Genomic DNA, 24,954 nt, shown 5'->3' on the forward strand with positions numbered 1-24,954 from the left:
AAAGGATTTATGAAATCAGCTTCTATATTTCTCTAATGAACCGATTTGAAGATTTATAGAGTATCTTTATAACTTCTCACCATAGCACAAGTCGCCGGCATCGCCGAAGCCGGGAACAATATACTTATATTCGTTCAAGCCCTCATCAATAGCTGCGCACCATATTGTCGTAGAGTCTTCAGGGAAAGTTTTCTTGATGTGTGCGATACCTTCTGGTGTAGCTAACAAGCATGCTACATGCACATGGCGAGGCGTTCCCTTTGAAAGAATAGCCTTATAGCCCAGCTCCATAGAACCACCAGTAGCCAGCATAGGGTCAGCGATGATAAGTGTCTTACCATTGATGTCAGGTGTGGCAAGATATTCAACATGAATACCAACCTCGTGATGTGCAGCGTCTTTATACTCACGATAAGCACTGACAAAAGCATTGCCGGCATGGTCAAATATGTTTAAGAAACCATTATGGAAAGGCAATCCAGCACGGAAAATAGTTGCAAGGACAATCTTGTCCGTTGGGATATTGACCTGCGCAGTACCTAATGGGGTAACAACATCCTTTGGTTCGTAGTTTAGTGTTTTAGAGATTTCAAATGCTTCAAACTCTCCTATTCGCATCACATTGTTGCGGAAGAGTAAACGATTCTTTTGGTAGTCTTTGTCACGAATCTCAGCCAGATATTGGTTGATGATGGAGTTCTGTTCTGAAAAATTAATGATTTCCATTTTCTATCTTAGGTGTTATAAGCAAGCAAACTTGCGACTTGCAGTACAAAATTTCGGCAAAAGTAAGAAATAATCTGTAGGTTTGCAAAGTCTAATTTGCAAATATACTCGTGCCTATAATAATTTTAATAACTTTAACCATAAGGCTGAATACTTTGATACTTTTTCTATTCGTTTTTTTGTGTGGAGTTAATAATTATATTACCTTTGCGGTGTCTATTTAAGAGATATAATAGGTGATGTTAAAATCAATTTTCAACTAAATACATTTATAAGAAATGGCAAAGTTTGATAAGAGCGTACTTGAGAAGTACGGAATTACAGGTACAACAGAAGTGCTTTACAATCCTTCTTACGAGGTATTGTTCAACGAGGAGACAAAAGAAGGGCTTGAGGGCTTTGAGGTAGGTCAGGAGACAGAACTCGGTGCAATCAATGTTAAGACTGGTATCTATACTGGTCGTTCTCCTAAGGATAAGTTCATTGTTGATGATGAGACATCTCACGACACCGTATGGTGGGATTCAGAGGAGTACCACAACGATAATCACCGTGCAACTAAGGAGGCATGGGCAGCAGTAAAGGATATCGCAAAGAAGGAACTTTCAAACAAGCGTCTTTTCGTAGTTGATGGTTTCTGCGGAACACACAAGGATACACGTATGAAGATTCGTTTCATCGTTGAGGTTGCTTGGCAGGCTCACTTTGTAACAAATATGTTCATCCGTCCAAAGTCAGAGGCAGACTTCGAGCAGGAGCCAGATTTCATTGTTTACAATGCTTCAAAGGCAAAGGTTGAAAACTGGAAAGAGCTTGGCTTACACTCAGAGACTTGTGTTATGTTCAACGTAACATCTAAGGAGCAGGTAATTATCAATACTTGGTACGGTGGTGAAATGAAGAAGGGTATGTTCTCAATGATGAACTACTTCTTGCCATTGAAGGGTATGGCTGCTATGCACTGCTCTGCAAACACCGATATGAAGGGTGAGAATACTGCTATCTTCTTCGGTCTTTCTGGTACTGGTAAGACAACTCTTTCTACCGATCCAAAGCGTAAGCTCATTGGTGATGACGAGCACGGATGGGATGACAAGGGCGTCTTCAACTTCGAAGGTGGTTGCTATGCAAAGGTTATCAACCTTGATAAGGAATCAGAGCCAGACATCTACGGCGCAATCACACGTGACGCTCTCCTTGAGAACGTAACAGTTGATGCTAATGGTAAGATTGACTTCGCTGATAAGAGCGTAACAGAAAACACTCGTGTTTCTTACCCAATCTATCACATTAAGAACATCCAGCGTCCTGAGTCACAGGGTCCAGCTGCAAAGCAGGTAATCTTCCTTTCAGCTGATGCATTCGGTGTTCTTCCTCCAGTATCAATCTTGACTCCAGAGCAGACTAAGTACTACTTCCTCTCTGGTTTCACTGCTAAGTTGGCTGGTACAGAGCGTGGTATCACAGAACCTACTCCAACATTCTCTGCTTGTTTCGGTCAGGCATTCTTGGAGCTTCACCCAACAAAGTATGCTGAAGAGTTGGTTAAGAAGATGCAGAAGAGCGGTGCTAAGGCTTACTTAGTTAACACTGGTTGGAACGGTACAGGCAAGCGTATCTCTATCCGCGATACTCGTGGTATCATTGACGCTATCTTGAACCACTCAATCGATGCTGCTCCAACAAAGCAGATTCCTTACTTCAACTTCACAGTTCCTACAAAGCTCGAAGGTGTTGCAACAGAGATCCTCGATCCACGTGACACTTACGCTGATGCAGCTCAGTGGGATGAGAAGGCTAAGGATCTTGCAGCTCGTTTCATCAAGAACTTCAAGAAGTACGAGAACAACGAGGCTGGTAAGGCGCTCGTAGCAGCTGGTCCACAGCTCTAAATCGTTCAAAAATACTTTTGAATAAATAATTGGAGGATGTGTCAACTTTGGCACATCCTCTTTTCGTTACGACTAATATGGATTGATGTAACCTAATACTTGCACCTAGTTTTGCCCTCTCTCTTCGTCTTGATATTAGCTTTTAGCTTTAACAGGAGCTAATATCGTTATACTTATATACGCATTCTGTGTTGAGTTTATGCGTATCTTGTTTTATTTTTATACGTATTGCGCATTTGCGGAATACGTATGTTTTTGTATTATCTAAGCGTGATAAAGTATTATCAGACTTAGATAAAGTATTATCACGCTTAGATAATTAATTATCAGACTTAGATAATAACATTAGATGCGTACAAAAGCAATGCGAAACCTATGAAAAAATAATCGGAAAGCAAGGAAAAGGAATGGTAATACGTATATCTTTCGTTATTACTACTTATTCTTTAAGATGGCTATAGGGGTTTCCGCTGATCGTGTACGTGCGTTGCTGTCGTTCCCACGTTGGTACTTGGGCGCGTTCCCTTTCGATATTGACGATTCTAATAGCCTAGAAATACGAATCTTCTATATAATACTAAACAAACTTAAAAATCTGACGTCTAAATATATATTTTACATAATTAACCCCGTAAAAGATGTTTAGTCTGAAGATTTCTGATTAAATTTGCAGCTAAATTCAATTATTAGTATCTGATGCGTAATAAGATATATACTCTTGTTGCCCTTGCATTGGCAACTTTGGTGATGACATCTTGTCTGAAGGATGACGACAATGATGGTAAAGGTTTAAGTTTTAGAGATACGGCTATTACTGGATTCACTCTTGGGAATCTGAAAGTAAAACGTGATACGCTTACGAAGTCTGGGAAGGATAGTACTTTCTATGCTAAGTATGATGCAAAGAAAGTTAGGTTCTATATAGATCAGGCGCAGGGATTGGTTTACAATGTAGACTCTCTGCCTTATGGAACTGATGTAGCGCACGTTTTGGCTACAATAACAACCAAGAACTCTGGTATTGTGACGATTCTTAATCAGTCGGGGGACAAGCAGACTTACTTCTCTCCGAAAGATTCAATCGATTTCACTTCTCCACGCTCGTTCCGTATCTACTCTAATGCACGCGATACTTATCGTGATTATAAGATATCGGTGAATGCGCATAAGCAGAAGGGTGATGTGTTCTCTTGGACAAGCATGCAGAGTAATAGTAATTTTGCTGCTTTCACGGCGATAAAGGCTGTAAGTACTAAGGATAAGATATTTGTATTTGGTACGAATGGAACACAGACGAAGGGGTATGTGACGGCGCAAAACGATGGTAACCATTGGGCTTTGTTGTCTCAGTCTTTCTCTGCACAGGCTTATCAGAGCGTATTGGTCAAAGAGAATAAGTTATTTATCTTAGATAGTGGACGAATCCTTTGTTCTACTGATGGTAACGCTTGGACTCAAACGGGTACGAATGCGAGCTTGGAGCAGTTAGTGGCTGCATCTTCTTCAGAGCTATTCGCTTTGACAACAGCTGGGAGTTTAGTTCGTTCGCAAGATAACGGGGCGACATGGAATACAGAGACTTTGGATGATAATGCTTCTCTTCTTCCTGCAAGCAATATCAATTATGTCTTGCTAAGCAACAAGGGCACTGATGATAGGAGTCGTGTTTTATTAGTGGGAACAGCAGTTAGTGGAAACAAGACCGTTGCTTGGTCAAAGCTATCTTATAAGAATCGTCCAACGGCGGACGATACGTGGAATTATGTAGAGAATGCAGCTACTAAATTCCTATTGCCTGCTTATCGCCATCTTACAGTTGTCAATTATGATGATGCTGCATTAGCTATGGGTGTGGATAATAGCGGTAAATTCGGCTCTATGTTATTGTCCCGTGATGCTGGTATTGCATGGAATAGCGATAAAGATTTCAGCTACCCACAGAATGCGCAACCGGCTAATACATTTACGGCAACAGTCGACGCAGATGCTTACATTTGGATGATTAGCGGTAGTAAGGTTTGGCGTGGAAGGCTCAATAGAGTGGGTTGGAAGTTGAATCAAGAGCGTGCTGCAGAGTAAGTTCTAAGGCAGAGTAAGATGAAAAAGGCCATCATTAGCGTTCTTCTCCTTTTAGTAACAACATCTTTGTGGGCACAGAGTGACCCTGAATATAAGATGGAGTTAGGAGCGGGTGTTGGCTTGATGGGCTATCTTGGCGACTTCAATGAGTCTTTAACAAAGGACTTGCAACCAATGGGGACGGTGCTTGCCAGATATAATTTCGATCCTTATATGGGCTTGAAGATGAATGTATCTTTTGGCAAGATGAAAGGTTCTTCAGCTGATGTGAAGACTTATTATCCTCGATTTGCCACAACACCTTATCTATTCAATAACTCTTTGGTAGATGTAGGCGTGGCTTATGAATATAACTTCTTGCCATACGGAACAGGTAAAGATTATCGTGGCGCACAACGTTTATCACCTTATGTAACAATAGGACTGGGTGCCACGTATGTTAAGATAGAGAATGGTAATCGTAGTTCCGCATTCTCGGCTAACCTTCCTATAGGCGTTGGCGTTAAGTATAAGGTTGGTGAGCGAACGAATATCGGAATAGAGTGGGCGATGCATTTCACACTCTCTGACGAATTAGATGGACAAAGAGATCCCTACGGAATAAAGAGTAGTGGACTCTTCAAGAATACAGATAGCTATTCAACACTTCAATTGACGTTCAGCTATAGTTTTATGACCAAGTGCCGGACATGTCACAATGAAGATGAATAAGATGGCTATATAAGAACAGTAAGAAAGGTTATTTTCTTCATATATTATCATGGTGGAAGAATTAGACATGACACGGATTCCAGAACACATTGCTATCATTATGGATGGTAATGGGCGCTGGGCAACGGAGCGTAATAAGCCCCGTTCTTATGGGCATCAGGCAGGAGTGGAGACGGTTCGCCGTATTACTTCTGAGTGTGTACGTCTGGGTGTGAAGTATCTAACGCTTTACACCTTCTCTACAGAGAATTGGAGTCGGCCTTCTGATGAGATTGCTGCATTGATGGGGCTTGTCTTAACTTCTTTAGAAGATGAAATCTTTATGAAGAACAATGTGCGATTCCGTGTGATAGGGGATATAGGTCGATTGCCTATAGAGGTGCAACAGAAGCTCAGAGAGACGGAAGAACATACGGAGAAGAACTCTGCTATGACAATGGTTGTCGCTCTTAGTTATAGTTCACGGTGGGAGATAACTAAAGCGGTACAGGATATCATTGCAGAAAATCAGGGTAATGAAAAAGTATCGCTACGCCCTGAGATGATAACAGAAGAGTTACTCAGTAAGCACATGCAAACCAACTTTATGCCTGATCCAGACCTTCTAATAAGGACAGGTGGTGAGCTTCGTATCTCTAATTACCTTCTTTGGCAGATTGCCTATTCAGAGCTTTACTTCTGTGATACCTATTGGCCAGACTTTGGGGAAGACGATTTACAACATGCTATATATAGTTTCCAAAAGAGACAACGTCGTTTTGGAAAGACAGAGAGACAGATAGAAGAAAACGAAAACAAATAAGTTACGCAATATAGATGACGAATATAAATAAGGTGTTGATGCTTCTTGCTCTCACTTCTGGAATGACACTAACGGTGAGCGGACAAGAGAAGATCGTTAATCCAGATATAACTTATTCTGGTAATCCGCATACTTATAAGCTTGCAGGATTGGCAGTCAGTGGTATTGATGGTTATGAGGATTATGTACTTACGGGTATTTCTGGGCTCAGCATTGGGCAGGAGTTGGAGGTACCAGGAACGGCTATCACTGATGCTGTGAAGCGTTATTGGAAGCATGGACTCTTCTCTGATGTATCCATCAGTGCAGATTCTATCGTCGGTGATAAGATTTACTTGAGAATTAATCTCTTACCACGACCACGTGTCTCAACCATCAATTACAATGGTTTGAAGAAGAGTGAACGGGATGATATGGAGAAGAAGTTGGGCTTACTGAAAGGTGGTCAGATTACTCCTAACATGATTAGTCGTGCCAAGATACTTGCTAAGAAGTACTTTGATGATAAAGGATATAAGAATGCCGATATTAATATTCTCCAGCGTGATGATGTTGCGAATAAGAATCAGGTCATACTTGATATCAATGTAGATAAGAAGGAGAAGCTAAAGGTTCGCAATATTATCATTGAAGGAAATGAGCAACTTCCAATAAAGAAGATCAAGGGTTCTTTCTTCTCAAAGGGTGCTTTCGCTAAGACACATGAAGCAGGAAAGCTCGGCAATTTACTGAAGTCAAAGAAGTTCACACCCGAGCGTTGGGCTGAAGATAAGAGGAATCTCATTACCAAATACAATGAGTTTGGTTTCCGTGATGCCACTATCTTGAAGGATAGTGTGTGGAATGTTGATCCAAAGCATGTGGATATCTATGTAAAGGTAAACGAGGGTAAGAAGTATTATATTCGTAATATCTCTTGGGTCGGAAACACAGTTTATTCAACTGATTACCTCTCTCGTTTGCTTGGAATGAAGAAAGGTGATGTTTATAACCAGACTTATCTAAGTAAGCGACTCTCACAAGATGAGGATGCTGTTGGTAATGAGTATTGGAATAATGGTTATCTCTTCTATAGACTTGAGCCAACTGAGGTGAACATTGTCGGCGACTCTATCGACCTTGAGATGCGTATCACGGAAGGACAGCAGGCACATATTAATCGTGTGAAGATTAATGGTAACGACCGACTCTATGAGAATGTTGTTCGTCGTGAGTTGCGTACAAAGCCTGGTGACCTATTCTCTAAAGAGGCTCTTCAGCGTTCTGCTCGTGAGTTAGCATCAATGGGTTATTTTGATCCAGAAGCTATCAACCCTGTTCCTGAACCTAATTACGAAGATGGAACTGTGGATATCAACTATAATTTGAAACAGAAGTCTAATGACCAAGTTGAGCTTTCACTGGGTTGGGGACAGACAGGTGTTATCGGTCGAGTAGGCTTGAAGTTAACCAACTTCTCAATGGCTAATCTCTTCCGTAGAAACCGTGAACATCGTGGTATCATGCCTATCGGTGATGGTGAGACATTGTCTTTGGGAGCACAGACGAATGGTACTTATTACCAATCTTACAATGTTCAGTATTCAACCAACTGGTTGGGTGGTAAGCGTCCTATCCAATTCAATGTGGGTGTCTCTTATTCAAAGCAGACCGATGTATCAAGTAATTACTACAACCAGTCGCTGTTGAACAACTATAACAATTATCGTTACGGTTACGGAAACTATAATTACAACAGTTATGAAAACTATTATGATCCAGACAAGTACATTAAGTTGTTGAGTGTTTATGCTGGTTGGGGAAAACGTTTGAGTTGGCCAGATGATTACTTCACATTGTCTTTACAGTTACAATATCAGCGTTACATGTTACGTAACTGGCGATACTTCCTCATGCCAACAGGTACATCTAACAACTTGAACTTGACGGTATCACTAAATAGAACATCTACTGATAACCAACTCTTCCCACGTCGTGGTTCAGAGTTCTCGGCATCTTTGACGATTACTCCGCCATGGTCTAAGTGGGATGGAAAGGACTATGCTCACTTGGCAACGAATCCTAATTCACCTAATTACTCTAAGGAGCAACAAGAGAAGTATCACTGGATTGAGTATCACAAGTGGAAGTTTAAGGCACGAACCTTTACAGCTCTTAGTAGCGGTCAGAAGTGTTTCGTCTTGGTTACTCGTGTTGAGTTAGGTCTATTGGGCAGCTATAACAGGAATAAGAAGAGCCCATTTGAAACCTTCTATATGGGTGGTGATGGTATGAGTGGATACTCCAGTGGCTATGCAGAAGAGACTATCGGATTACGTGGTTATGAGAATGGAGCACTCACACCTTCATACGAAGTACAAGGTTATGCATACGACCGCTTCTCTCTAGAGTTGCGTTATCCGTTCCTCTTAGGCAATACAACTATCTATGGCTTGGGCTTTGTTGAGGCTGGTAATGCATGGTCAGAGACAAGTAAGTTCAATCCATTTGATATGAAACGTTCTGCTGGTCTTGGTGTTCGTATATTCCTTCCAATGGTTGGTATGATGGGTATCGACTGGGCATACGGATTTGATACTGTCTTTGGAAAGAAGGGTGGAAGCCAGTTCCACTTCATCCTTGGACAGGAATTCTAAGGCTTGACTCTTTGAACATTGGTCTTTGATTATTGACCTTGTAATGTTGAGCTTTGAGCGTTGAAGGGATTGTTCTCATAAAAAAGAAACGTTAGATTTAATTTAAACAATAAGAAAAATGATGGATAAAAAGAAGATTTTACATAATGTATTGAGGTATGTTTTACCTCTTTACCTTTTCACTCTTTTACCTTTATCAGCCTCTGCACAGAAGTTTGCACTTATTGATATGGAGTATATCCTTAAGAATGTGCCAGCTTACGAACGTGCGAATGAGCAGTTGAATCAGGTTAGTAAGAAGTGGCAAGCAGAGGTTGAGGCTTTGAATACAGAAGCTGCTACCATGTACAAGAACTATCAGAATGAAGTAGTATTCCTCTCTCAAGACCAGAAGAAGAAGCAACAAGATGCTATCTTGGCGAAAGAGAAGCAAGCATCCGATCTCAAACGTAAGTACTTCGGACCAGAGGGTGAGCTCTTCAAGAAGCGCACCAGTTTGATAAGTCCTATACAAGATGAGATTTATAATGCCGTTAAGGACATCTCCGATCAGCGTGGATATAGTCTTGTTATCGACCGTTCTAGCAATGCTTCTGGCATTATTTATGGGTCACCTAAGGTTGATATCAGCAATGAAGTATTACAGAAGTTGGGTTATGCTTACCGATAATATAAGGTGAGACAACCGATATTCATAGAACCACAAGAGCGTTTATAAGAAAACAAAAACATAAACTATTAAAACAATAAAAGCAATGAAAAAGTTATTTTTGATGTTGATGCTCTGTGCACCAATGACCTTGTTTGCACAGAAGTTTGGTCACCTTGACTCACAAGCACTGCTCCAGTCTCTTCCAGAGGCTACAGCTGTTCAGAGCAAGTTAGAGGCTAAGGGTAAGGAATACCAGAAGCAATTGGAAGACATGCAAGCAGAATTGCAGCGCCAAGCCGAGGCTTATGACAAAGCAAAGAGCACTATGAACGCAACAAAGCAGGCTGAGACAGAGAAGAATCTACAGGATATGTATACAAAGATTCAGCAGACCGCTCAAGACAACCAAAAGGCTTTCAACGAGGAACAGCAGAAGCAACTCGGTCCTGTACTTGAGAAAGTTCGCAATGCAATTGCAGCAGTTGCAAAGGCAGGGAACTATGTTTACATCATGGAGAAAGCTAATGGTCAGCCATTGTATATCAATGAGGCACTCAGCAAGGATGTAACAGCTGAGGTTAAGGCTCAATTGGCTAAGATGAAGTAAAAGCATGTACGGGAGTCTTTGCCCGTGTTAATATGCCTCTTGAGAGTCGACTCTCAAGAGGAGATAAGGGTGAGGTCACCGCACGAATTAGTATTCTTGCGTTGACCTCATTATTTGTATTTACATATAGAAGAGATAATAATTAGTAGAATGAAAAAGCTATTCTTTTCCTTTGCTTTGGTGTTGTTACCACTCTTGGCAGTCGCACAACAAACTACTCCAAGCCTAAAGTTCGGTTACTTTAGTTATGAGAAGGTGTTGCACGCAATGGCTGACTATGCCACAGCAACACGTAGTTTGAATGATTTAAAGGCGAAATATGATGCAGAAACAAAGCGTTCGGCTGATGACTTCAACAACCGTTATGAGGATTTCCTTGATGTTCAGCACAAGTTAGAACCGTCTATTCTTCGCAAGCGTCAAGCAGAGTTAGAGGAGTTGATGGACCGCAACATCGCCTTTCGTAAGGAGACTGACCGCCTCTTGAAGAAGGCTGAAGCAGATCTCTATGCGCCTGTTCGTAAGAAACTAGACAATACGGTTCGTGAGATGGGTAAGGAGAGTGGGTACGCCTTCATTCTTAACTCAGACAATAACAACCTTCCCTTTGTGAACACTGCCATAGGTGAAGACATTACAGATGCACTTATCTCTGCGCTTAAATAGGCTGTATTCAAGTGTTTGAGACCATTAATAAGCAAAACAATAGAGCCCTAAAAGCCTATTCTATAACAATTTGATAAAGAGGATAATGTCACAATATTCACAACAGCCAGGTCCTATTGGCGTGTTTGACTCTGGTTATGGCGGGTTAACCATACTGCATGGTATCCGCCAATTATTGCCTGAATACGACTATCTCTACCTTGGGGATAATGCCCGTGCACCCTATGGTTCACGCTCATTCGATGTTGTTTACCAATTTACACGGCAAGCTGTAATGAAACTCTTTGAGTCTGGTTGTCAGTTAGTGATACTTGGTTGTAACACAGCATCAGCCAAGGCACTACGCAGCATACAGCAGAATGACTTACCAAAGCTTGATCCCCAGCGCCGAGTGTTGGGTGTGATTCGTCCTACAGCAGAGGTTATTGGCAAACTAACTCGCTCTCATCACGTGGGTTTGTTGGCTACTGAAGGCACAGTGAAAAGCCAAAGCTACAACATAGAAATACAAAAGCTATGGCCTGATGTAAAGGTTACGGGCGTGGCATGTCCACTATGGGTTCCTATCATAGAGAACAATGAGGCGGACAGTCCAGGGGCTGATTACTTTGTGAAGAAACGCATTGATCATATCATGCGGATAGATCCAGAGATTGATACGCTCATCCTTGGTTGCACACATTACCCCATTCTTATGCCCAAGATCATCAAGTATGTGCCCCGTGGAGTACGTATCGTCCCACAAGGCGAGTATGTTGCAGAGAGCTTACAAGACTACTTGCGACGCCATCCAGACATGGAGCAGCGTTGCACGAAACATGCAACAGTGAGGTATCTAACGACAGAGAACCCCGAGAAGTTCAAAGAGAACGCTCAAATCTTCATCCATGACGAGGTGAATGTAGAGCATGTTGATTTGGAATAAAGCAATAAAAGCAAGGGTGTTATCGTTAGATAAGAACCAAAAAGATATATAATGAAGAAATTAACCATACTATTTCTCCTGTCGATAGTAGCACTGCTGGCAGCATGTTCGGACGATGATACATTCACTACGTCACGTTCCAACTTGTTATCATTCTCAACTGATACGTTAAAGTTAGATACTTTCTTCTCAAGTGTCCCTACATCCACAAGAACCTTCTGGGTGTATAATCGCTCGGGAGCTGGGCTTCGATTGACGAATGTCCGACTATCACAAGGCAATCAAACGGGGTTCCGTGTGAATGTTAGTGGAGACGAGTTGAATGCTGCTAATGGCTATCAAGTGAAAGACTTAGAGGTGAGAAACAAGGATAGCATTCGTGTCTTTGTGGAAATGACATCGCCTCTGAATAATGGAACAAGCCCACAGAAGATAACAGATGATCTTATATTTACGCTTGAGAGTGGCGTCCAGCAACGTGTAGTCCTTAGTGCTTACAGCTGGGATGCACAACTTCTAAAGGGTTTGAAGGTCACCAGTAATATGACATTAACAGGCTCTAAGCCCATTGTCTTACAAGATACTCTGAAGGTGGAAGCGGGTGCAACGCTTACAATACCAGCTGGGACGACGCTTTACTTCTCGCAGAAAGCATCGCTGGAAGTGTATGGCTCGTTGCGATGTGAGGGCACGGCGGATCATCCCGTGGTGTTACGTGGTGACCGATTAGACCGCCTCTTCCCTTATCTTCCCTATGACCATGTGAGCGGACAATGGCAAGGAATACACTTCCATGCCGATAGTTACGATAATGTAATTAGTCATACCGACCTCCATTCAGCCTATAATGGTATCGTGTGTGACGCTGCCAACACCTCACAAAACAAACTTACACTGGCTAACTCAACCATACATAATTGTCAAGGATATGGTTTGAAGACTGTAAACTGTAAGGTGGAAGCCTATAATACACAATTCTCTAACACATTGATGGACTGCGCCTCCTTCCTTGGTGGGCACATTACGCTGACTCATTGCACCTTTGCTCAGTTCTATCCTTTCGATAGTAACCGCGGTGCAGCATTAAGTCTTGGCAATCACGAAGGCGATAAGGACTATCCTTTACAGGCTTTCAACATGGTTAATTCGTTGGTAACAGGCTATGCAGAAGACGTACTCATGGTTTATAACAAGGACGGAGTAACAGCCAATTATCAGTTCGATCATTGTCTGCTACGCACGCCAAAGCCAAAGGATACAGCCTTGCTCGCACGTTTTACGGACGTTATTTGGGAGAACACAAAGGACTATCCGGGTGGTGGAGATAAGCAATTTGTCAAGGTCAATGCCGATAAGCAAGACTACGACTTGCACCTTAAAAAGCCAGAGAATAATGTTCTCTCACCTGCTATTGATGCAGGGCGAGTATTAACAGATACACGTTTCACAACCGATCATGATGGTAAGCAGCGTGGTAATAAACCAGATATTGGCTGTTATGAGCTGATTGCTCATTAATCTAATTAGCCCAATTAGCCTAATTAGCCCTATTTGCCTAATAAGGCTAATAAGCCCAATAACCAATAACAAATATCAACAATGAAGACAATAGATTTAAGTATTAAGATAGGATTCTGCCAACTTGATGAGCTATCAGAAGAAGAGCAACACCTCATCCAAACAGCTATCTCGGCTACAGGTAACAGCTATTCGCCTTACAGCAAGTTCCGTGTGGGTGCAGCATTGTTGCTTGCGAATGGCGTAGAAGTGATGGGAGCGAACCAAGAGAATGCGGCTTTTCCTTCAGGATTATGCGCTGAACGCTCCGCAATCTTTGCTGCCCAGTCCACTTATCCAGACCAACCTATCACCCTCTTGGCGATAGCTGCGGCTAATGAGTATGGTTTGATGCGTGACCCAATCGTACCTTGTGGCGCATGCCGACAGGTTATCTTAGAGATAGAAAGTCGTTATAACCAGCCCATTCGTATCCTTCTTTACGGGACGTCAGGCGTTTATGTTATTGATACAGTCAAGGACTTGCTCCCTCTCCAGTTCGTTGGAGAGTCAATGGAGTAGGTTATTATTCTTTAAAAACATCGTTAAGCTATGGATTATCTACCAAAAGATCCCGCAATACTGGTAAGCAGTGCAAACATGCTACTGCGTGATAAAGAGTTCGATTCACTAGAGTCTCTTTGCTACAACTTCAATGAGGACGTTGATAAACTCAAGGCTTCTCTGCTCAAGGCAGGCTATGTTTATAGCGAGGAGCAGCATCAGTTCCGTCCCATTGGGTTTGATAAGTAAAAGGAAAAAAAGCCTCACCCCCTGCCCCTCTCCGAATGGAGAGGGGAGTAGATAGTATTGTTTGCATACGAAGACGATATCATACAAGTAGGGACAGACGCCCTCGTCTGTCCGCTCCAATATCACCAATGAAAGCCTCCCCAAGCCTCTCCAAAGAAGGAGATGTTGCCTGACGGAGTGTCGTGTAGGAATAAATGAGCGGACAGACGAGGGCGTCTGTCCCTACTTTGTATATGTTATTAGACTAAAGAAACTAATGTATTCTGATATACCAAAGCCCTGATACGCACTGTTTCAAGCCTTGAGACGCAGTGTTTCAAGCCCTGATACACAGTGTTTCAGCCCATGATACACAGTGTTTCAGCCCTTGAGACGCACAGTTCCAATACATGGAACGCAGGGTTTCAATATATGGAACGCAGGGTTTCAGTATATGGAACGCAGGGTTTCAATACATGAAACGCACAGTCTCAAGCTATGAAAACGCTGTTATAAGTAGTTTGTTTAAGGCATTAGTTGGGTTCTTGAAGGGTAACACAGACGTGTTTTTTGGTATTCGTAATAGGCTTTGTATAAAATAAGAGAGTGTATCAAAGGTTAAACTCTTTGGTATAGATGACCTCATCTGTCCAGTATTTGCGATCGTACTGACGGACAAGAACGTTTGTTTCTATACTCTTAACCTACTTGATACACCCTCTTGCTATTTGGTGTTACGCCCTTTACGCATCTTGCTGACGCACACCCATGCGTGCTTCTACCACATTGACAACATAGTCGCCGAGCTTCTCGCACTCCTGAATGATGTCTATATACATCGTACCAATCGCATAGGTGTATTTATGATCGTTGACATCATTGATGTTTTGTGAGCGCAGTTGATTGCGGTAATTATTGATTTCGTTCTCAATGTTGAACGACCGATTCACATCGTTGTCTTCTCTGTGTCCCACCAAAATGCGGTTCATCTGCGTGAGAGCATCATCGGTGAGATCGAACATCTGATGTATGTGGTCGTATTGTTCCTCTGTAAAGTCTTCCTTACCATGGATGCGTCTGCTCTCTGTACGGGCGATGTTGTAACAAGCATCACCAATACTCTCTAACTCCGAAATCTCACGCAACATCGAACGCACCTTATCTTTCGTCTCATCGCTTAGATGGGCATTTGAAACTTGATCAAGGTATTTGGCTATCTCAATCTCCATGTTATCAGATATTCCTTCGTACTTCTCTATGCGCGTATAAAGCTTCGTGAACTTCTCTGTGTCACGCTCTCCAAGCAGTTCGCGAACCATTCCGAACATGCGTTGGATGCGTTCGGCAAACGATTTGATCTCCTTAGATGCTTCCAAAACAGATAGCTCCGGCGTCTTCATGATGCCTGCCTGAATGAAATGAAGACGGAACTCATCCTCGTCTTTGTTGGCCTTTGGCTTGATAATCAAGCATACTAACTTTTCTAAGTACTTGATGGGACCAACAAGGATAAGCGTGTTGGTAACATTGAACGTGGTGTGGAATGCAGCCAATACAAAGCTTAGTTTGGCAGCATTAGCCACGAAACCAGCTGAACCCTTAGGCATCGTCACGTCATAACCAACCCATCCGCAGACCATATTAATGAATGGGTGGAAGATACACAATACCCAAATAACACCAAAGATATTAAACACCATGTGTGCCATGGCAGCCCTTCGTGCCTGCGTGTTTGCCGTCAATGCGGCAAGGTTAGAGGTAACTGTTGTACCGATATTCTCGCCCATTACGAGTGCTATTCCTTGGTAGATTGGAAGCACGCCAGTCGAACAGAGAATCATCGTAATAGCCATGATTGCAGCGGAGCTTTGCACACACATTGTCAGCACGCTACCGATGAGTAAGAATACAATCGTGGTGAAGAAGCTCTGTGGATCGAACTGACTGAAGAAATCAAGTACCGCTTGGTTGTGTGCCAAATCCATGTCTATACCCGTTTGGCGCAGCGTTCCCAAGCCCAGAAACATGAATGATATGCCGAAGAGGAAGTCGCCAATTAGCTTGCGCTTCTTAGAGTAGATCAACACAATACCAATGAAGAAAGCAGGCCAAACGAAGTCGGTAATGTTAAACGAGAAGCCTGCTGACATGATCCATGCCGTTAGGGTTGTTCCGATGTTGGCTCCCATAATAACCGAGATAGCCTGTACCAAGGTAAGTAATCCTGCGTTTACGAAGCTAACCGTCATGACCGTTGTTGCCGTTGATGATTGTACGGCTGCGGTAATAAATGTACCTGTTAAAATACCAGTGAAGCGGTTAGTTGTCATTGCACCAAGGACATGACGCAATTGAGGTCCTGCCATCTTTTGCAGGCTTTCGCTCATTGCCTTCATACCAAACATTAGTAACGCTAAGGCTCCAATGAGCTTAAAAAAAATCCAAATCGACATATAATAACTTAATTTGTGACGACTATCTCTTGTGTATATGCATAACTTTCTCTACCTTTACCATTCGTTTTTATTGACGAACGATTTAGTCCACTGACTTACATTTAACACGTAAATGCTTATGACACAATTACTGCATATCCGCTGCAAAAATAATAAAAAAAGTCTGAAAGTCCCAATGGGAAGTACACTTTCTGACATTTTCAAGGAAATAAATCTTCAAATGCCTTATGGTCCTGTAAGTGCTAAAGTGAATAATAAAGTTGAGGGATTGCATTACAGGGTCTATCATAATAAGGATGTGGAGTACCTTGATTTGCATACGCAATCGGGTATTCGCACTTACACTCGTTCGCTTTTTCTCGTTCTTTGTAAGGCTGTCCACGATCTTTATTCGCGAAGCGAAGTGATCATTGATATTCCTGTTTCAAATGGTTACTATTGTAATTTGAAACTCGGGCATGCTATCACTGCTGAGGATGTAAACCGTATTCGCACACGAATGCAGGAGATTGTCAATGCTCATCTACCTATCCAACGTTTTGAAACAACAACAGAAGAGGCTATTGATATGTTCTCTAAACTCGGTGACGAACAAAAGGCAAAGTTGCTCAAGAGTAGTGGAACGCTTTATACTGTTTATTACGTTCTGGATGACTATAAGGATTATTACTATGGTTCAATGCTCACGAACACGTCACAACTATATCTCTTCGGACTCGAACCTTATTTTGATGGTGTGTTATTGCGCATCCCTTCCGTGCAAGATCCATCCCAATTAGGTGCTTTGATACGGCAGGATAAGATGTTTGAAGTGTTTAAAGAGCATCATCGTTGGCAGAGTCTGTTAGGTATAAAGACGGTGGGTGACTTTAATGAGGCGGTCGGCAATGGTGAAGCCACTAATCTAATTAATGTCAGCGAAGCCTTGCAAGAGAAGAAGATATCACAGATTGCAGATAAGATTGCAGCAAAGAAAGATATTAAGGTGGTACTGATTGCTGGACCATCATCAAGTGGTAAGACCACATTCTGCAAACGTCTTTCTGTGCAACTACTTGCTAGTGGTGTGAAGCCCGTACAGATTTCACTCGATGATTACTTCGTTAATCGGGAAGAAACACCGAAGGATGAACAGGGAGAATATGATTACGAAAGTATCTATGCACTGAATATTCCACTCATCAATGAGCAGTTTAATGCTTTATTCAATGGTCAGGAAGTGGAATTACCCAAGTATAATTTCCAAACAGGAAGTAGTGAGAAGAGTGGGAATAAGTTGCATTTGGAGGAGAATAACGTGTTAGTTGTAGAAGGCATTCACGCCCTTAATCCAACACTCACGGCTCAGATTCCCGACGACAAGAAGTTTAAGATCTATGCTTCTGCGCTTACTACCATCCTATTGGATAATCACAATTATATCCCAACGACTGACAATCGATTGCTCCGACGCATTGTTCGTGATTATAAGTATCGTGGTTGTTCAGCACAAGAAACGATCCGCCGATGGCCTAGTGTGCGTTCTGGTGAGAATAAATGGATATTCCCTTATCAGGAGCAAGCCGATGTGATGTTTAATACAGCTATGCTCTTCGAACTTGCAGTCATAAAGCCACAAGCAGAGGAGGTGCTCGAGCAAGTACCAGAGAATTGTGAAGAATATGCCGAGGCTTATCGCTTACGCAAGTTCCTCAAGTACTTCTCTCCCCTGCCTTTCCGTGCGCTCCCTCCAACCTCATTGCTTCGTGAGTTCCTTGGTGGTAGTTCGTTTAAGTATTAGAAGGTTATAATTGAAGCGTATAAATAGCCACGAGGTAGGGACAGAGACCCTCGGCTGGAAACCCCTCCCAGCCTCCCCCAAGGGGAGGAGTATCTAACGGAAGCTAATTGGGATGAGTTTTTTCTATCTAGATGATGTTACAAAGTAGGGACAGACGCCCTCGTCTGTCCGCTCAATCATCCCTGTTTATTGTTGTTTCATATATTAGTATGCGGACAGACGAGGGCGTCTGTCCCTACTTTGTTATCGTGTTTCTATACAGAAGAAACATGCAGGTAGAGAAAAGTTCGCGAACTAATTCAAATAGAGTTCGCGAACTTTTTTGTGTGTCTCTTATAGGATGAGTTTTACTAACGTAAGTGTGTTATGTTTCTCCTCTTATCTGTCAAGTTTCCAAGTAACGCCATCTTTAGTGTCTTTCACTTGGAAACCAGCATCAGCCAAAGCGTCACGGATCTGATCGCTGACCGCCCAGTTCTTCTCTGCCTTAGCCTTTGCACGAAGATCGAGAACCATGTCTACAACCTTTCCGTATGCCTCTTCGCGTGCATCGTTATTAGCACTGCGCTCGTTCTTGAGCCCCAAGATGTCGAAAGCAAAGAGTTGCATAGCCTCCGTGAGTTCCTTTAGGTCATCGGCAGAAATCTGTGCCTTGTGATCAATAAGAACGTTTACCAAGTGGCAAGCCTCAAACAGATTAGAGATGACAGCAGGCGTCATTAAGTCGTCATTCATTGCATCGTAACACTTCTGACGGAAGTTAGCAACAAACTTCTTCGTATTATCGTCCGATGCATCCGATGGCTGAATGCGTGCCGAGTCCTCAATACCATTCATCAAACGTTCATATCCCTTCTCTGCAGCTTGCAATGCCTCGTTAGAGAAGTCGACAGTCCCACGATAGTGAGCAGATAGGATGAAGAAACGAATTGTCATTGGCGAGTAAGCCTGCGTGAGCGTGTCATGCTTGCCAGTAAAGAACTGCTCGAGCGTAATAAAGTTGCCCAACGACTTACCCATCTTCTGTCCATTGATCGTAATCATGTTGTTGTGCATCCAATACTTCACCATTTGATCGCCCTGTGAAGCTACAGCTTGTGCAATCTCACACTCATGATGCGGGAATATCAAGTCCATACCGCCACCATGAATATCAAAGTGATCGCCCAAATACTTGCGTCCCATAGCTGTACACTCACAATGCCAACCCGGGAAACCATTACTCCAAGGCGATGGCCAACGCATGATATGTTCTGGCATAGCACGCTTCCACAATGCAAAGTCAACCTGATTATGCTTCTCACCAACACCTGCTAACTCACGAGAGTTATTAATCATATCGGTGAGATTACGCCCTGACAATACGCCATAATGATGGTCCTTGTCATACTTAGCCACGTCGAAATAAATGCTACCATTGCTTTCGTAAGCATAACCATTGTCCATAATCTGCTTCACCAGCTCCTCCTGTTCAATGATATGACCCGTTGCATGTGGCTCAATACTTGGTGGCAAAACATTCAATGCACGCATAGCATCGTGATAACGATTGGTGTAATATTGCGCAATCTCCATTGGTTCGAGTTGCTCAAGCCGTGCCTTCTTCTCAATCTTATCATCCCCCTCATCGGCATCATGCTCCAAGTGCCCCACGTCAGTGATGTTACGAACATAACGAACCTTATACCCGATATGCTTCAGATAGCGGAATAAGAGGTCGAAAGTGATGGCAGGACGCGCATGCCCAAGATGTGGATCGCCATAAACAGTAGGACCACAGACATACATACCTACGTTAGGTGCAGCGATAGGTTGGAACAACTCCTTCTTACGATGCAGTGTATTGTAAATTACTAAGTCTTGCATAATCTGGTTATTTATTACTTAATGTGATGCAAAATTACAAAATTATTATCACCCGTAACACGTCTGTCTACACTTTTTATAATCTTTGTTTCGCATTGGTGAAAGATATGGAAGTGGATACGCAGGTCGTGCGTCTTCGTTTGATTATGTGCCAGTCTCTGCTTTGTCCGACTTATGTTCCCCATTCCTTAGATGTATATATTCTATTCCTTAGATGTGTATCTTTGGTTCGTTAGATATATGTCTTCCATTCATTAGATGTATGTCTTCTATTCGTTAGATGTGCATCTTTGATTCGTTAGACGTATGTCTCATGTTATTCTCATCATGATGAAACCTGTGTCTCATCATGATGAAACGAGTGTCTCATCACGATGAAACATAATCTTCACCATGGTGAAAATACTATGAGGCGTATGTGTAAAGGATGGCAGATGTATATGTAAACAATGCCGAGCATAGCTGTAATCGATATCGAACATACTTGTAATCGACATTGAACATACTTGTAAGCAACATTGAGCATATCTGCAAACGAAATCAACCATACTTGTATGCGGTATCGAGTATGGCTGAAAGGGGGCGGTAGACGTATGATGGAGATGGGGAAAGGGCTATCTTTGGTGTTTCCAAAGCGTGGGAGGTGTTCGTTAGCCCACTTATTTGAAGTATTTGCTAACGAAGTTCTTCACTTTGGATTCATATAGTTTTGGATAGTCGTGATAGCTATATGCGTGCTCAGAACCTTGTGTTATCCATAGTTGCTTGGGCTGGGGTTTTGCCTTGTAGAGGGGATATACCATCCATGAAGGGACATAGGTGTCGTGGTCGCCATGAATGAAGAGCATGGGGCGGTGGCATTTCTTGACTTGTTCCAATGGGCTCGCCTCATGGAAATTCCAACCGTGCTTGACTTGACAGAGGGCTGAGGCTAGGTGGACGAGGGGGAATTGTGGGAGGTTGAACTGCGCCTTTAGCTGGTCGGTACATTCGTCCCATACGCTGGTGTAACCGCAATCCTCCACGTATGCTTTCACGTATGTTGGGATCTTCTCATCGCCTGACACGTTCATAATGGTTGCTGCTCCCATGGAGACGCCATGTAATACCATCTGACTAGGGTGGCGTTTGTCACGGAACATCCGTTCGGCAACGGGTATCCATTGCTCTATGTCTTTGCGGTCGTTCCAGCCCATTTGTATGGAGTTGCCTTCGCTTTGCCCGTGCCCGTGAAGGTCGGGTAGTAGTACGTTCATGCGCATCACCTTATTATATATATGTGCGATGTATAGGAGTCCCAGCCCGTTGTCTTTGTATCCGTGGACGCATATTGCCGTGCGCCCGCAGGCTGAATCACCACGAAGATAGAAGGCGTGCGCCCGCAAGTGGTTATTGAGTAGGATGGTTGTGTCACGCAGTTGGTGGGTGGTCTTGAGGCTGTCTAACCATGGAGTAAGGCTTGGATAGCGTTGATGTAATTTTGCCCAACGATAGTCGTAAGTGTGGGTTGGTTCCTCAAGCATGTACTTCAGGAGGTAAGAGGTGGTAGCTGCCAGCGTGCCAGTGACCACGAGCAATACGATGATAAGATATATAGAGAACTTCTTCTTCATTGTTATTTGTAATAGGGATAAGGGATGAGTTATGTTGACTTTCACGCCTCTATCATCCTGCACGTTCTTTAGTTTCTCTTGAGTTCTTTGACTGCTTTCTAACTCCTCAGCACTTTCATGACCGTAAGTGATGTTTCTAGCCATTCCTCCATACGCTTGTAGTCTTTCCACTCCCATATATCCTTGAAGTCCATAAACTCATGGGTGAGGCGGCTCTCGTATGCGTTTCGTTGGTAGCTGGTGAGCTTTCCTTGTTCCATAATCTCCACTTTGCCGAACTCATTGGCTGTAGTTGGAATACGCGCCCATCCTTTTTCGCCTTGAATTAAGATGAAGGAAGGGCTACTGGAGTCCTTGGCTGCAACGCAGGAGGCTGTGAGATTGGGGTAGGTGAGCACCATAATGCCCGAGGTATCAACGCCATTGTGCCCGTGATTAGCGAAATATTGGTTGGCGATAGGCTCTCCGAATAGCCCTACGATGATGTTGATGTTGTACACATTGAGGTCGTTCAAGGCTCCGCCACCTAGTTCTGGATTGAATGCGGGGGCTATATCTCCCTGTAGGTAACGCTCGTATCTACTGGAGTATTGCGAGAAATTACATTGTGCGAAATGTATGGGAGCAATGCGCTTGAGACTTTGCTTTACGAGTTGGAAGTTGGGGGTGTGAAGGGGTGTGACAGCCTCGAAGAGATAAAGTCCACGTTCGCGTGCCATCTGTGTGAGTAGCTTCGCTTCCTCAAGCGTACTCGTAAAGGGCTTCTCAACAATAACGTTGCGTTGAGCCTCTAATGCCTGTCGCGCGTAAGTGTAGTGTGCGTTATTGACCAAAGCTATATAGACGAAGTCGGCATCGTCTTCTTTTAATAGTTGGGCATAGTCGGTATATACGTGGTCAATGTCGTTCTCCTTTGCAAGCGTCAGTGCTTTCTCCTTGTTGCTATGTGAAAAGATACTTGTTATCTCAATACCTTTCGCCTCATTCTTTAGCATCTTGATAACCTCGGTGGCTATCATTCCTGTGCCTATAATACTTATCTTCATGTTGTTCTATTGATGTTTATGATGTGTTCAGAGCGTAACAAAAGTAGGAATTGTTTTGCAGATAATATAGGAAAAGACTATATTTGTGGTCTGTTAACAAGCTTTATAACTATTATGAACAAAAGATTTCTATTATTATTGACGTGCCTTATAGCAGTTGGTATATTGGCTGGCTGTGATGGGCGTAAAACACCTGTGGATAATAATCCAGTAGGGCAAGTGTCGGATTCGAGTACTCATTCGGAGGTGGATAGCACCGTAGCTGATCAGGAAGTAGCTTTGGTTACAGACTCTATGGGAAAGAAGATTAGCAATAAAGTGGGGAGTGTAGAGATGTCTTATTCCTTTCCTGTATCAGGACCACAACCTTTGGTCAATGCTCTTCGTGCTTATCTCTCTTCGGAAATGAGAGGATGTACGGTGATATTTGGTGTCGATAATAAGGAGGCTAAGCCTTTTAGTAACCCTGCTGATGGTAGGAGGATGTTGAAATATTATGCAGAAAAGGCATTCCATAACTTAACTGAATCTTGTGGAGATACTGTAGAAGGGGCTGCTCCGTGTGAGTTGTCGATGTCTGTCAAGAAATACAGTGAAACGAAGCTGTTTGTGACTTATTATTCCTTCTATTATCTGTATGAGGGTGGAGCACATGGTATGGCGACTCAATATGGTGCTACCTTTGACAAACAGACGGGTAAGAAGTTGGGGAATCCTGTGAACTTTAAGAATATAAAAGCACTTCAGCCGTTGCTTCGAAAGGGATTGAGGGAATATTACTATGTTTTTTTAAAAGATAACGGAGAGACACCTTCGCCTGCTGCAATACAAGAATACATGAATGATTTATTCATTGGAAATGGGGTAATCCCTAAACCCTCTATTACTCCTTGTTTAGTAGAAAAAGGTGTAGAGATTATTTATGGACAATATGAAATTGCCCCTTATGTGCATGGTATGCCTACTTTCACGATTCCTTATAAAAGTATTGCGAAGTTTCTTACGCCTGAAGCTCGCCGACTTGCAGGGCTTGGTGATTGATGGCGGATGAGGTCGCTTGCTAGGTTATAAGCGTCTTCCCAATGATAAGGCAGAATATAAAAGCGTCTTCCTTTGTGATTAAATCTTATGAGGGAGACGCTTCCTTTATTTAATCTCTAGTTATGTGTAGATGTTATTAGTCTAGGTTCTGCATAAGCCATACAAATCCTTTTGCCATTCTGATACCATTGTCTTGGAAATGGTTGCCTTCGTTCCATTCCATCTTGCAGTTTATTCCTTTTGCCTTGTATATGTGTTCTTGTCGGAGAATGTCCTTACTGATGGTTGATATGAGTTTTGTCTTTGTCTTTTCTTCCTTATCTCCTAGACTGAGGTAGACGTTCTTTACTTGTGGAGTGTGACTCTCTGCATAGTCAAGCCAACCTGTATACCATGCGGATGGGGATGCTGCAGCAATACCATTGAAGGGTATCTCTGCTTGATAAGAAGCCCATAAAGCAAATAGCCCAGCAAGGGAATAGCCACCAAGAAATGTATTCTCTGCGCAAATGGATAAGTTGTATAGATGCTGTAATTTGGGAATCAGTTGTTGTATTATATATAATAAGGTGTGATTCGCACCATCTCCAAAGGGAATCTTACCGAATACAGGTGGAGCTGACCATGGTGTTAATTCTGCATTCCACTTCTCTATACATATGGCAATGTGGGTGAATGTTGCTGATGAATGTTCTTCTATATAGTCAATCTGGTGCTCTAATTCTTCCGTATCATGACTATCCACGGGCTGAATTAGAAAATCCTTTGCATTATCTTCGCTGTGAATTATGCATGTATGACCATTTATCTCTATTATTTGTCTTTGATGTCTCATATTCTATTTATCGATGTTTGCATACAAAAGTACTCCTTTTTAGCTAATATTATTGATGTATATCAATTTTTATAAGATAATTCCCACTTTTCTTGAAAATACTCTTCAAAACATTTGGAAGGTATTAGTTTTATCCATACCTTTGCATCCGCTTTTACGGAATAAGCGATCCGCTTATAACGTGTAGAGTGATAAGAAAAAGAGTTCTTTGAAAAGATTTACATAAACAGAGAAGTAGTACAAGAAGCGTCTGTTTGTTTATGAATCAAACAGATGGGTAAAAGAAACGAACCGATCAATTAATTGAGTAGGTGCTTTTTAACTTGATACTT

The 24,954-nt window shown here is 42.6% G+C and carries 20 protein-coding genes; 14 read left to right on the top strand and 6 right to left on the bottom strand.

Features of this window, described 5'->3' with window-relative positions; genetic code table 11:
• Positions 1-66: 66 nt before the first annotated feature.
• Entirely contained in the window at positions 67-726 is a 660-nt protein-coding gene (upp, locus tag J5A55_RS00170; protein WP_004383122.1) for a uracil phosphoribosyltransferase, read from the bottom strand.
• A 278-nt stretch (positions 727-1,004) separates the two neighbouring features.
• Between upp and pckA the strand changes: the two genes are divergently transcribed.
• The 12 genes from pckA to J5A55_RS00230 all read left to right on the top strand — a co-directional run bounded on the left by pckA (position 1,005) and on the right by J5A55_RS00230 (position 14,006).
• Positions 1,005-2,618 (top strand): phosphoenolpyruvate carboxykinase (ATP), encoded by a 1,614-nt coding sequence (gene pckA, locus J5A55_RS00175; RefSeq protein ID WP_004383123.1) that lies wholly within the window; start codon positions 1,005-1,007, stop codon positions 2,616-2,618.
• Between the two features lie 696 nt (positions 2,619-3,314).
• Positions 3,315-4,697, top strand: a complete 1,383-nt coding sequence (locus J5A55_RS00180) for a DUF6242 domain-containing protein (protein WP_004383125.1) — start codon at positions 3,315-3,317, stop codon at positions 4,695-4,697.
• Positions 4,698-4,715: 18 nt separating this feature from the next.
• Positions 4,716-5,408, top strand: a complete 693-nt coding sequence (gene porG / locus J5A55_RS00185) for a type IX secretion system protein PorG (protein WP_004383126.1) — start codon at positions 4,716-4,718, stop codon at positions 5,406-5,408.
• 49 nt (positions 5,409-5,457) lie between these two features.
• Positions 5,458-6,210 (top strand): isoprenyl transferase, encoded by a 753-nt coding sequence (locus tag J5A55_RS00190; protein ID WP_004383127.1) that lies wholly within the window; start codon positions 5,458-5,460, stop codon positions 6,208-6,210.
• A gap of 14 nt (positions 6,211-6,224) precedes the next feature.
• Positions 6,225-8,846 (top strand): BamA/OMP85 family outer membrane protein, encoded by a 2,622-nt coding sequence (locus J5A55_RS00195; RefSeq protein ID WP_004383128.1) that lies wholly within the window; start codon positions 6,225-6,227, stop codon positions 8,844-8,846.
• Between the two features lie 121 nt (positions 8,847-8,967).
• The gene (locus J5A55_RS00200; RefSeq protein ID WP_039851303.1) at positions 8,968-9,516 is read left to right on the top strand and encodes an OmpH/Skp family outer membrane protein; all 549 of its coding nucleotides are present in this window, start codon (positions 8,968-8,970) and stop codon (positions 9,514-9,516) included.
• 85 nt (positions 9,517-9,601) lie between these two features.
• The gene (locus J5A55_RS00205; RefSeq protein ID WP_004383130.1) at positions 9,602-10,105 is read left to right on the top strand and encodes an OmpH/Skp family outer membrane protein; all 504 of its coding nucleotides are present in this window, start codon (positions 9,602-9,604) and stop codon (positions 10,103-10,105) included.
• Positions 10,106-10,255: 150 nt separating this feature from the next.
• Positions 10,256-10,771: an OmpH family outer membrane protein gene (locus J5A55_RS00210; protein ID WP_004383131.1), complete on the top strand. Its 516-nt coding sequence runs from the start codon at positions 10,256-10,258 to the stop codon at positions 10,769-10,771.
• Positions 10,772-10,856: 85 nt separating this feature from the next.
• Positions 10,857-11,696: a glutamate racemase gene (murI, locus tag J5A55_RS00215; RefSeq protein WP_004383132.1), complete on the top strand. Its 840-nt coding sequence runs from the start codon at positions 10,857-10,859 to the stop codon at positions 11,694-11,696.
• A gap of 51 nt (positions 11,697-11,747) precedes the next feature.
• A complete protein-coding gene (locus J5A55_RS00220) occupies positions 11,748-13,214 on the top strand; it encodes a hypothetical protein (protein ID WP_004383133.1) in 1,467 nt (488 codons plus the stop codon).
• A gap of 81 nt (positions 13,215-13,295) precedes the next feature.
• Positions 13,296-13,775, top strand: a complete 480-nt coding sequence (gene cdd / locus J5A55_RS00225; protein ID WP_004383134.1) for a cytidine deaminase — start codon at positions 13,296-13,298, stop codon at positions 13,773-13,775.
• Between the two features lie 30 nt (positions 13,776-13,805).
• Positions 13,806-14,006 carry a DUF4250 domain-containing protein gene (locus tag J5A55_RS00230; RefSeq protein ID WP_039851225.1) on the top strand — a complete coding sequence of 67 codons (201 nt, stop codon included), beginning with the start codon at positions 13,806-13,808 and terminating at the stop codon, positions 14,004-14,006.
• Positions 14,007-14,728: 722 nt separating this feature from the next.
• Here J5A55_RS00230 and J5A55_RS00235 read toward each other — a convergent pair.
• On the bottom strand, positions 14,729-16,438 hold the full coding sequence (locus J5A55_RS00235; RefSeq protein ID WP_004383136.1) for a Na/Pi cotransporter family protein: 1,710 nt from the start codon (positions 16,436-16,438) through the stop codon (positions 14,729-14,731).
• A 115-nt stretch (positions 16,439-16,553) separates the two neighbouring features.
• On the opposite strand from J5A55_RS00235, the gene J5A55_RS00240 reads away from it, so the two are divergent.
• On the top strand, positions 16,554-18,221 hold the full coding sequence (locus tag J5A55_RS00240) for a nucleoside kinase (RefSeq protein WP_004383137.1): 1,668 nt from the start codon (positions 16,554-16,556) through the stop codon (positions 18,219-18,221).
• 378 nt (positions 18,222-18,599) lie between these two features.
• Here J5A55_RS00240 and cysS read toward each other — a convergent pair whose 3' ends face one another.
• The 3 genes from cysS to J5A55_RS00255 all read right to left on the bottom strand — a co-directional run bounded on the left by cysS (position 18,600) and on the right by J5A55_RS00255 (position 22,746).
• Positions 18,600-20,087: a cysteine--tRNA ligase gene (gene cysS, locus J5A55_RS00245; protein ID WP_004383140.1), complete on the bottom strand. Its 1,488-nt coding sequence runs from the start codon at positions 20,085-20,087 to the stop codon at positions 18,600-18,602.
• A 659-nt stretch (positions 20,088-20,746) separates the two neighbouring features.
• On the bottom strand, positions 20,747-21,700 hold the full coding sequence (locus tag J5A55_RS00250) for an alpha/beta hydrolase (protein ID WP_039851227.1): 954 nt from the start codon (positions 21,698-21,700) through the stop codon (positions 20,747-20,749).
• A 98-nt stretch (positions 21,701-21,798) separates the two neighbouring features.
• Positions 21,799-22,746, bottom strand: a complete 948-nt coding sequence (locus J5A55_RS00255; RefSeq protein WP_004383144.1) for a Gfo/Idh/MocA family protein — start codon at positions 22,744-22,746, stop codon at positions 21,799-21,801.
• 114 nt (positions 22,747-22,860) lie between these two features.
• Between J5A55_RS00255 and J5A55_RS00260 the strand changes: the two genes are divergently transcribed.
• A complete protein-coding gene (locus tag J5A55_RS00260; protein ID WP_155813778.1) occupies positions 22,861-23,787 on the top strand; it encodes a DUF3298 and DUF4163 domain-containing protein in 927 nt (308 codons plus the stop codon).
• Between the two features lie 136 nt (positions 23,788-23,923).
• Here the strand turns inward: J5A55_RS00260 and J5A55_RS00265 are convergent, their stop codons facing one another.
• Positions 23,924-24,622: an alpha/beta hydrolase gene (locus J5A55_RS00265; protein ID WP_004383146.1), complete on the bottom strand. Its 699-nt coding sequence runs from the start codon at positions 24,620-24,622 to the stop codon at positions 23,924-23,926.
• Between the last annotated feature and the right edge of the window lie 332 nt (positions 24,623-24,954).

The sequence above is a fragment of the Prevotella veroralis genome (assembly GCF_018127765.1).
Classification (GTDB): domain Bacteria; phylum Bacteroidota; class Bacteroidia; order Bacteroidales; family Bacteroidaceae; genus Prevotella; species Prevotella veroralis.

Excerpts from the sequence above, each read along its gene's own strand:
- pckA (WP_004383123.1), top strand. The coding sequence starts at position 1,005 with ATGGCAAAGTTTGATAAGAGCGTACTTGAGAAGTACGGAATTACAGGT.
- J5A55_RS00195 (WP_004383128.1), top strand. The coding sequence starts at position 6,225 with ATGACGAATATAAATAAGGTGTTGATGCTTCTTGCTCTCACTTCTGGA.
- J5A55_RS00210 (WP_004383131.1), top strand. The coding sequence starts at position 10,256 with ATGAAAAAGCTATTCTTTTCCTTTGCTTTGGTGTTGTTACCACTCTTG.
- porG (WP_004383126.1), top strand. The coding sequence starts at position 4,716 with ATGAAAAAGGCCATCATTAGCGTTCTTCTCCTTTTAGTAACAACATCT.
- J5A55_RS00220 (WP_004383133.1), top strand. The coding sequence starts at position 11,748 with ATGAAGAAATTAACCATACTATTTCTCCTGTCGATAGTAGCACTGCTG.
- J5A55_RS00190 (WP_004383127.1), top strand. The coding sequence starts at position 5,458 with ATGGTGGAAGAATTAGACATGACACGGATTCCAGAACACATTGCTATC.
- cysS (WP_004383140.1), bottom strand. The coding sequence starts at position 20,087 with ATGCAAGACTTAGTAATTTACAATACACTGCATCGTAAGAAGGAGTTG.
- J5A55_RS00180 (WP_004383125.1), top strand. The coding sequence starts at position 3,315 with ATGCGTAATAAGATATATACTCTTGTTGCCCTTGCATTGGCAACTTTG.
- J5A55_RS00205 (WP_004383130.1), top strand. The coding sequence starts at position 9,602 with ATGAAAAAGTTATTTTTGATGTTGATGCTCTGTGCACCAATGACCTTG.
- J5A55_RS00260 (WP_155813778.1), top strand. The coding sequence starts at position 22,861 with ATGAACAAAAGATTTCTATTATTATTGACGTGCCTTATAGCAGTTGGT.
- J5A55_RS00240 (WP_004383137.1), top strand. The coding sequence starts at position 16,554 with ATGCTTATGACACAATTACTGCATATCCGCTGCAAAAATAATAAAAAA.
- cdd (WP_004383134.1), top strand. The coding sequence starts at position 13,296 with ATGAAGACAATAGATTTAAGTATTAAGATAGGATTCTGCCAACTTGAT.
- J5A55_RS00255 (WP_004383144.1), bottom strand. The coding sequence starts at position 22,746 with ATGAAGATAAGTATTATAGGCACAGGAATGATAGCCACCGAGGTTATC.
- J5A55_RS00230 (WP_039851225.1), top strand. The coding sequence starts at position 13,806 with ATGGATTATCTACCAAAAGATCCCGCAATACTGGTAAGCAGTGCAAAC.
- J5A55_RS00235 (WP_004383136.1), bottom strand. The coding sequence starts at position 16,438 with ATGTCGATTTGGATTTTTTTTAAGCTCATTGGAGCCTTAGCGTTACTA.
- murI (WP_004383132.1), top strand. The coding sequence starts at position 10,857 with ATGTCACAATATTCACAACAGCCAGGTCCTATTGGCGTGTTTGACTCT.
- J5A55_RS00200 (WP_039851303.1), top strand. The coding sequence starts at position 8,968 with ATGGATAAAAAGAAGATTTTACATAATGTATTGAGGTATGTTTTACCT.
- J5A55_RS00265 (WP_004383146.1), bottom strand. The coding sequence starts at position 24,622 with ATGAGACATCAAAGACAAATAATAGAGATAAATGGTCATACATGCATA.
- upp (WP_004383122.1), bottom strand. The coding sequence starts at position 726 with ATGGAAATCATTAATTTTTCAGAACAGAACTCCATCATCAACCAATAT.
- J5A55_RS00250 (WP_039851227.1), bottom strand. The coding sequence starts at position 21,700 with ATGAAGAAGAAGTTCTCTATATATCTTATCATCGTATTGCTCGTGGTC.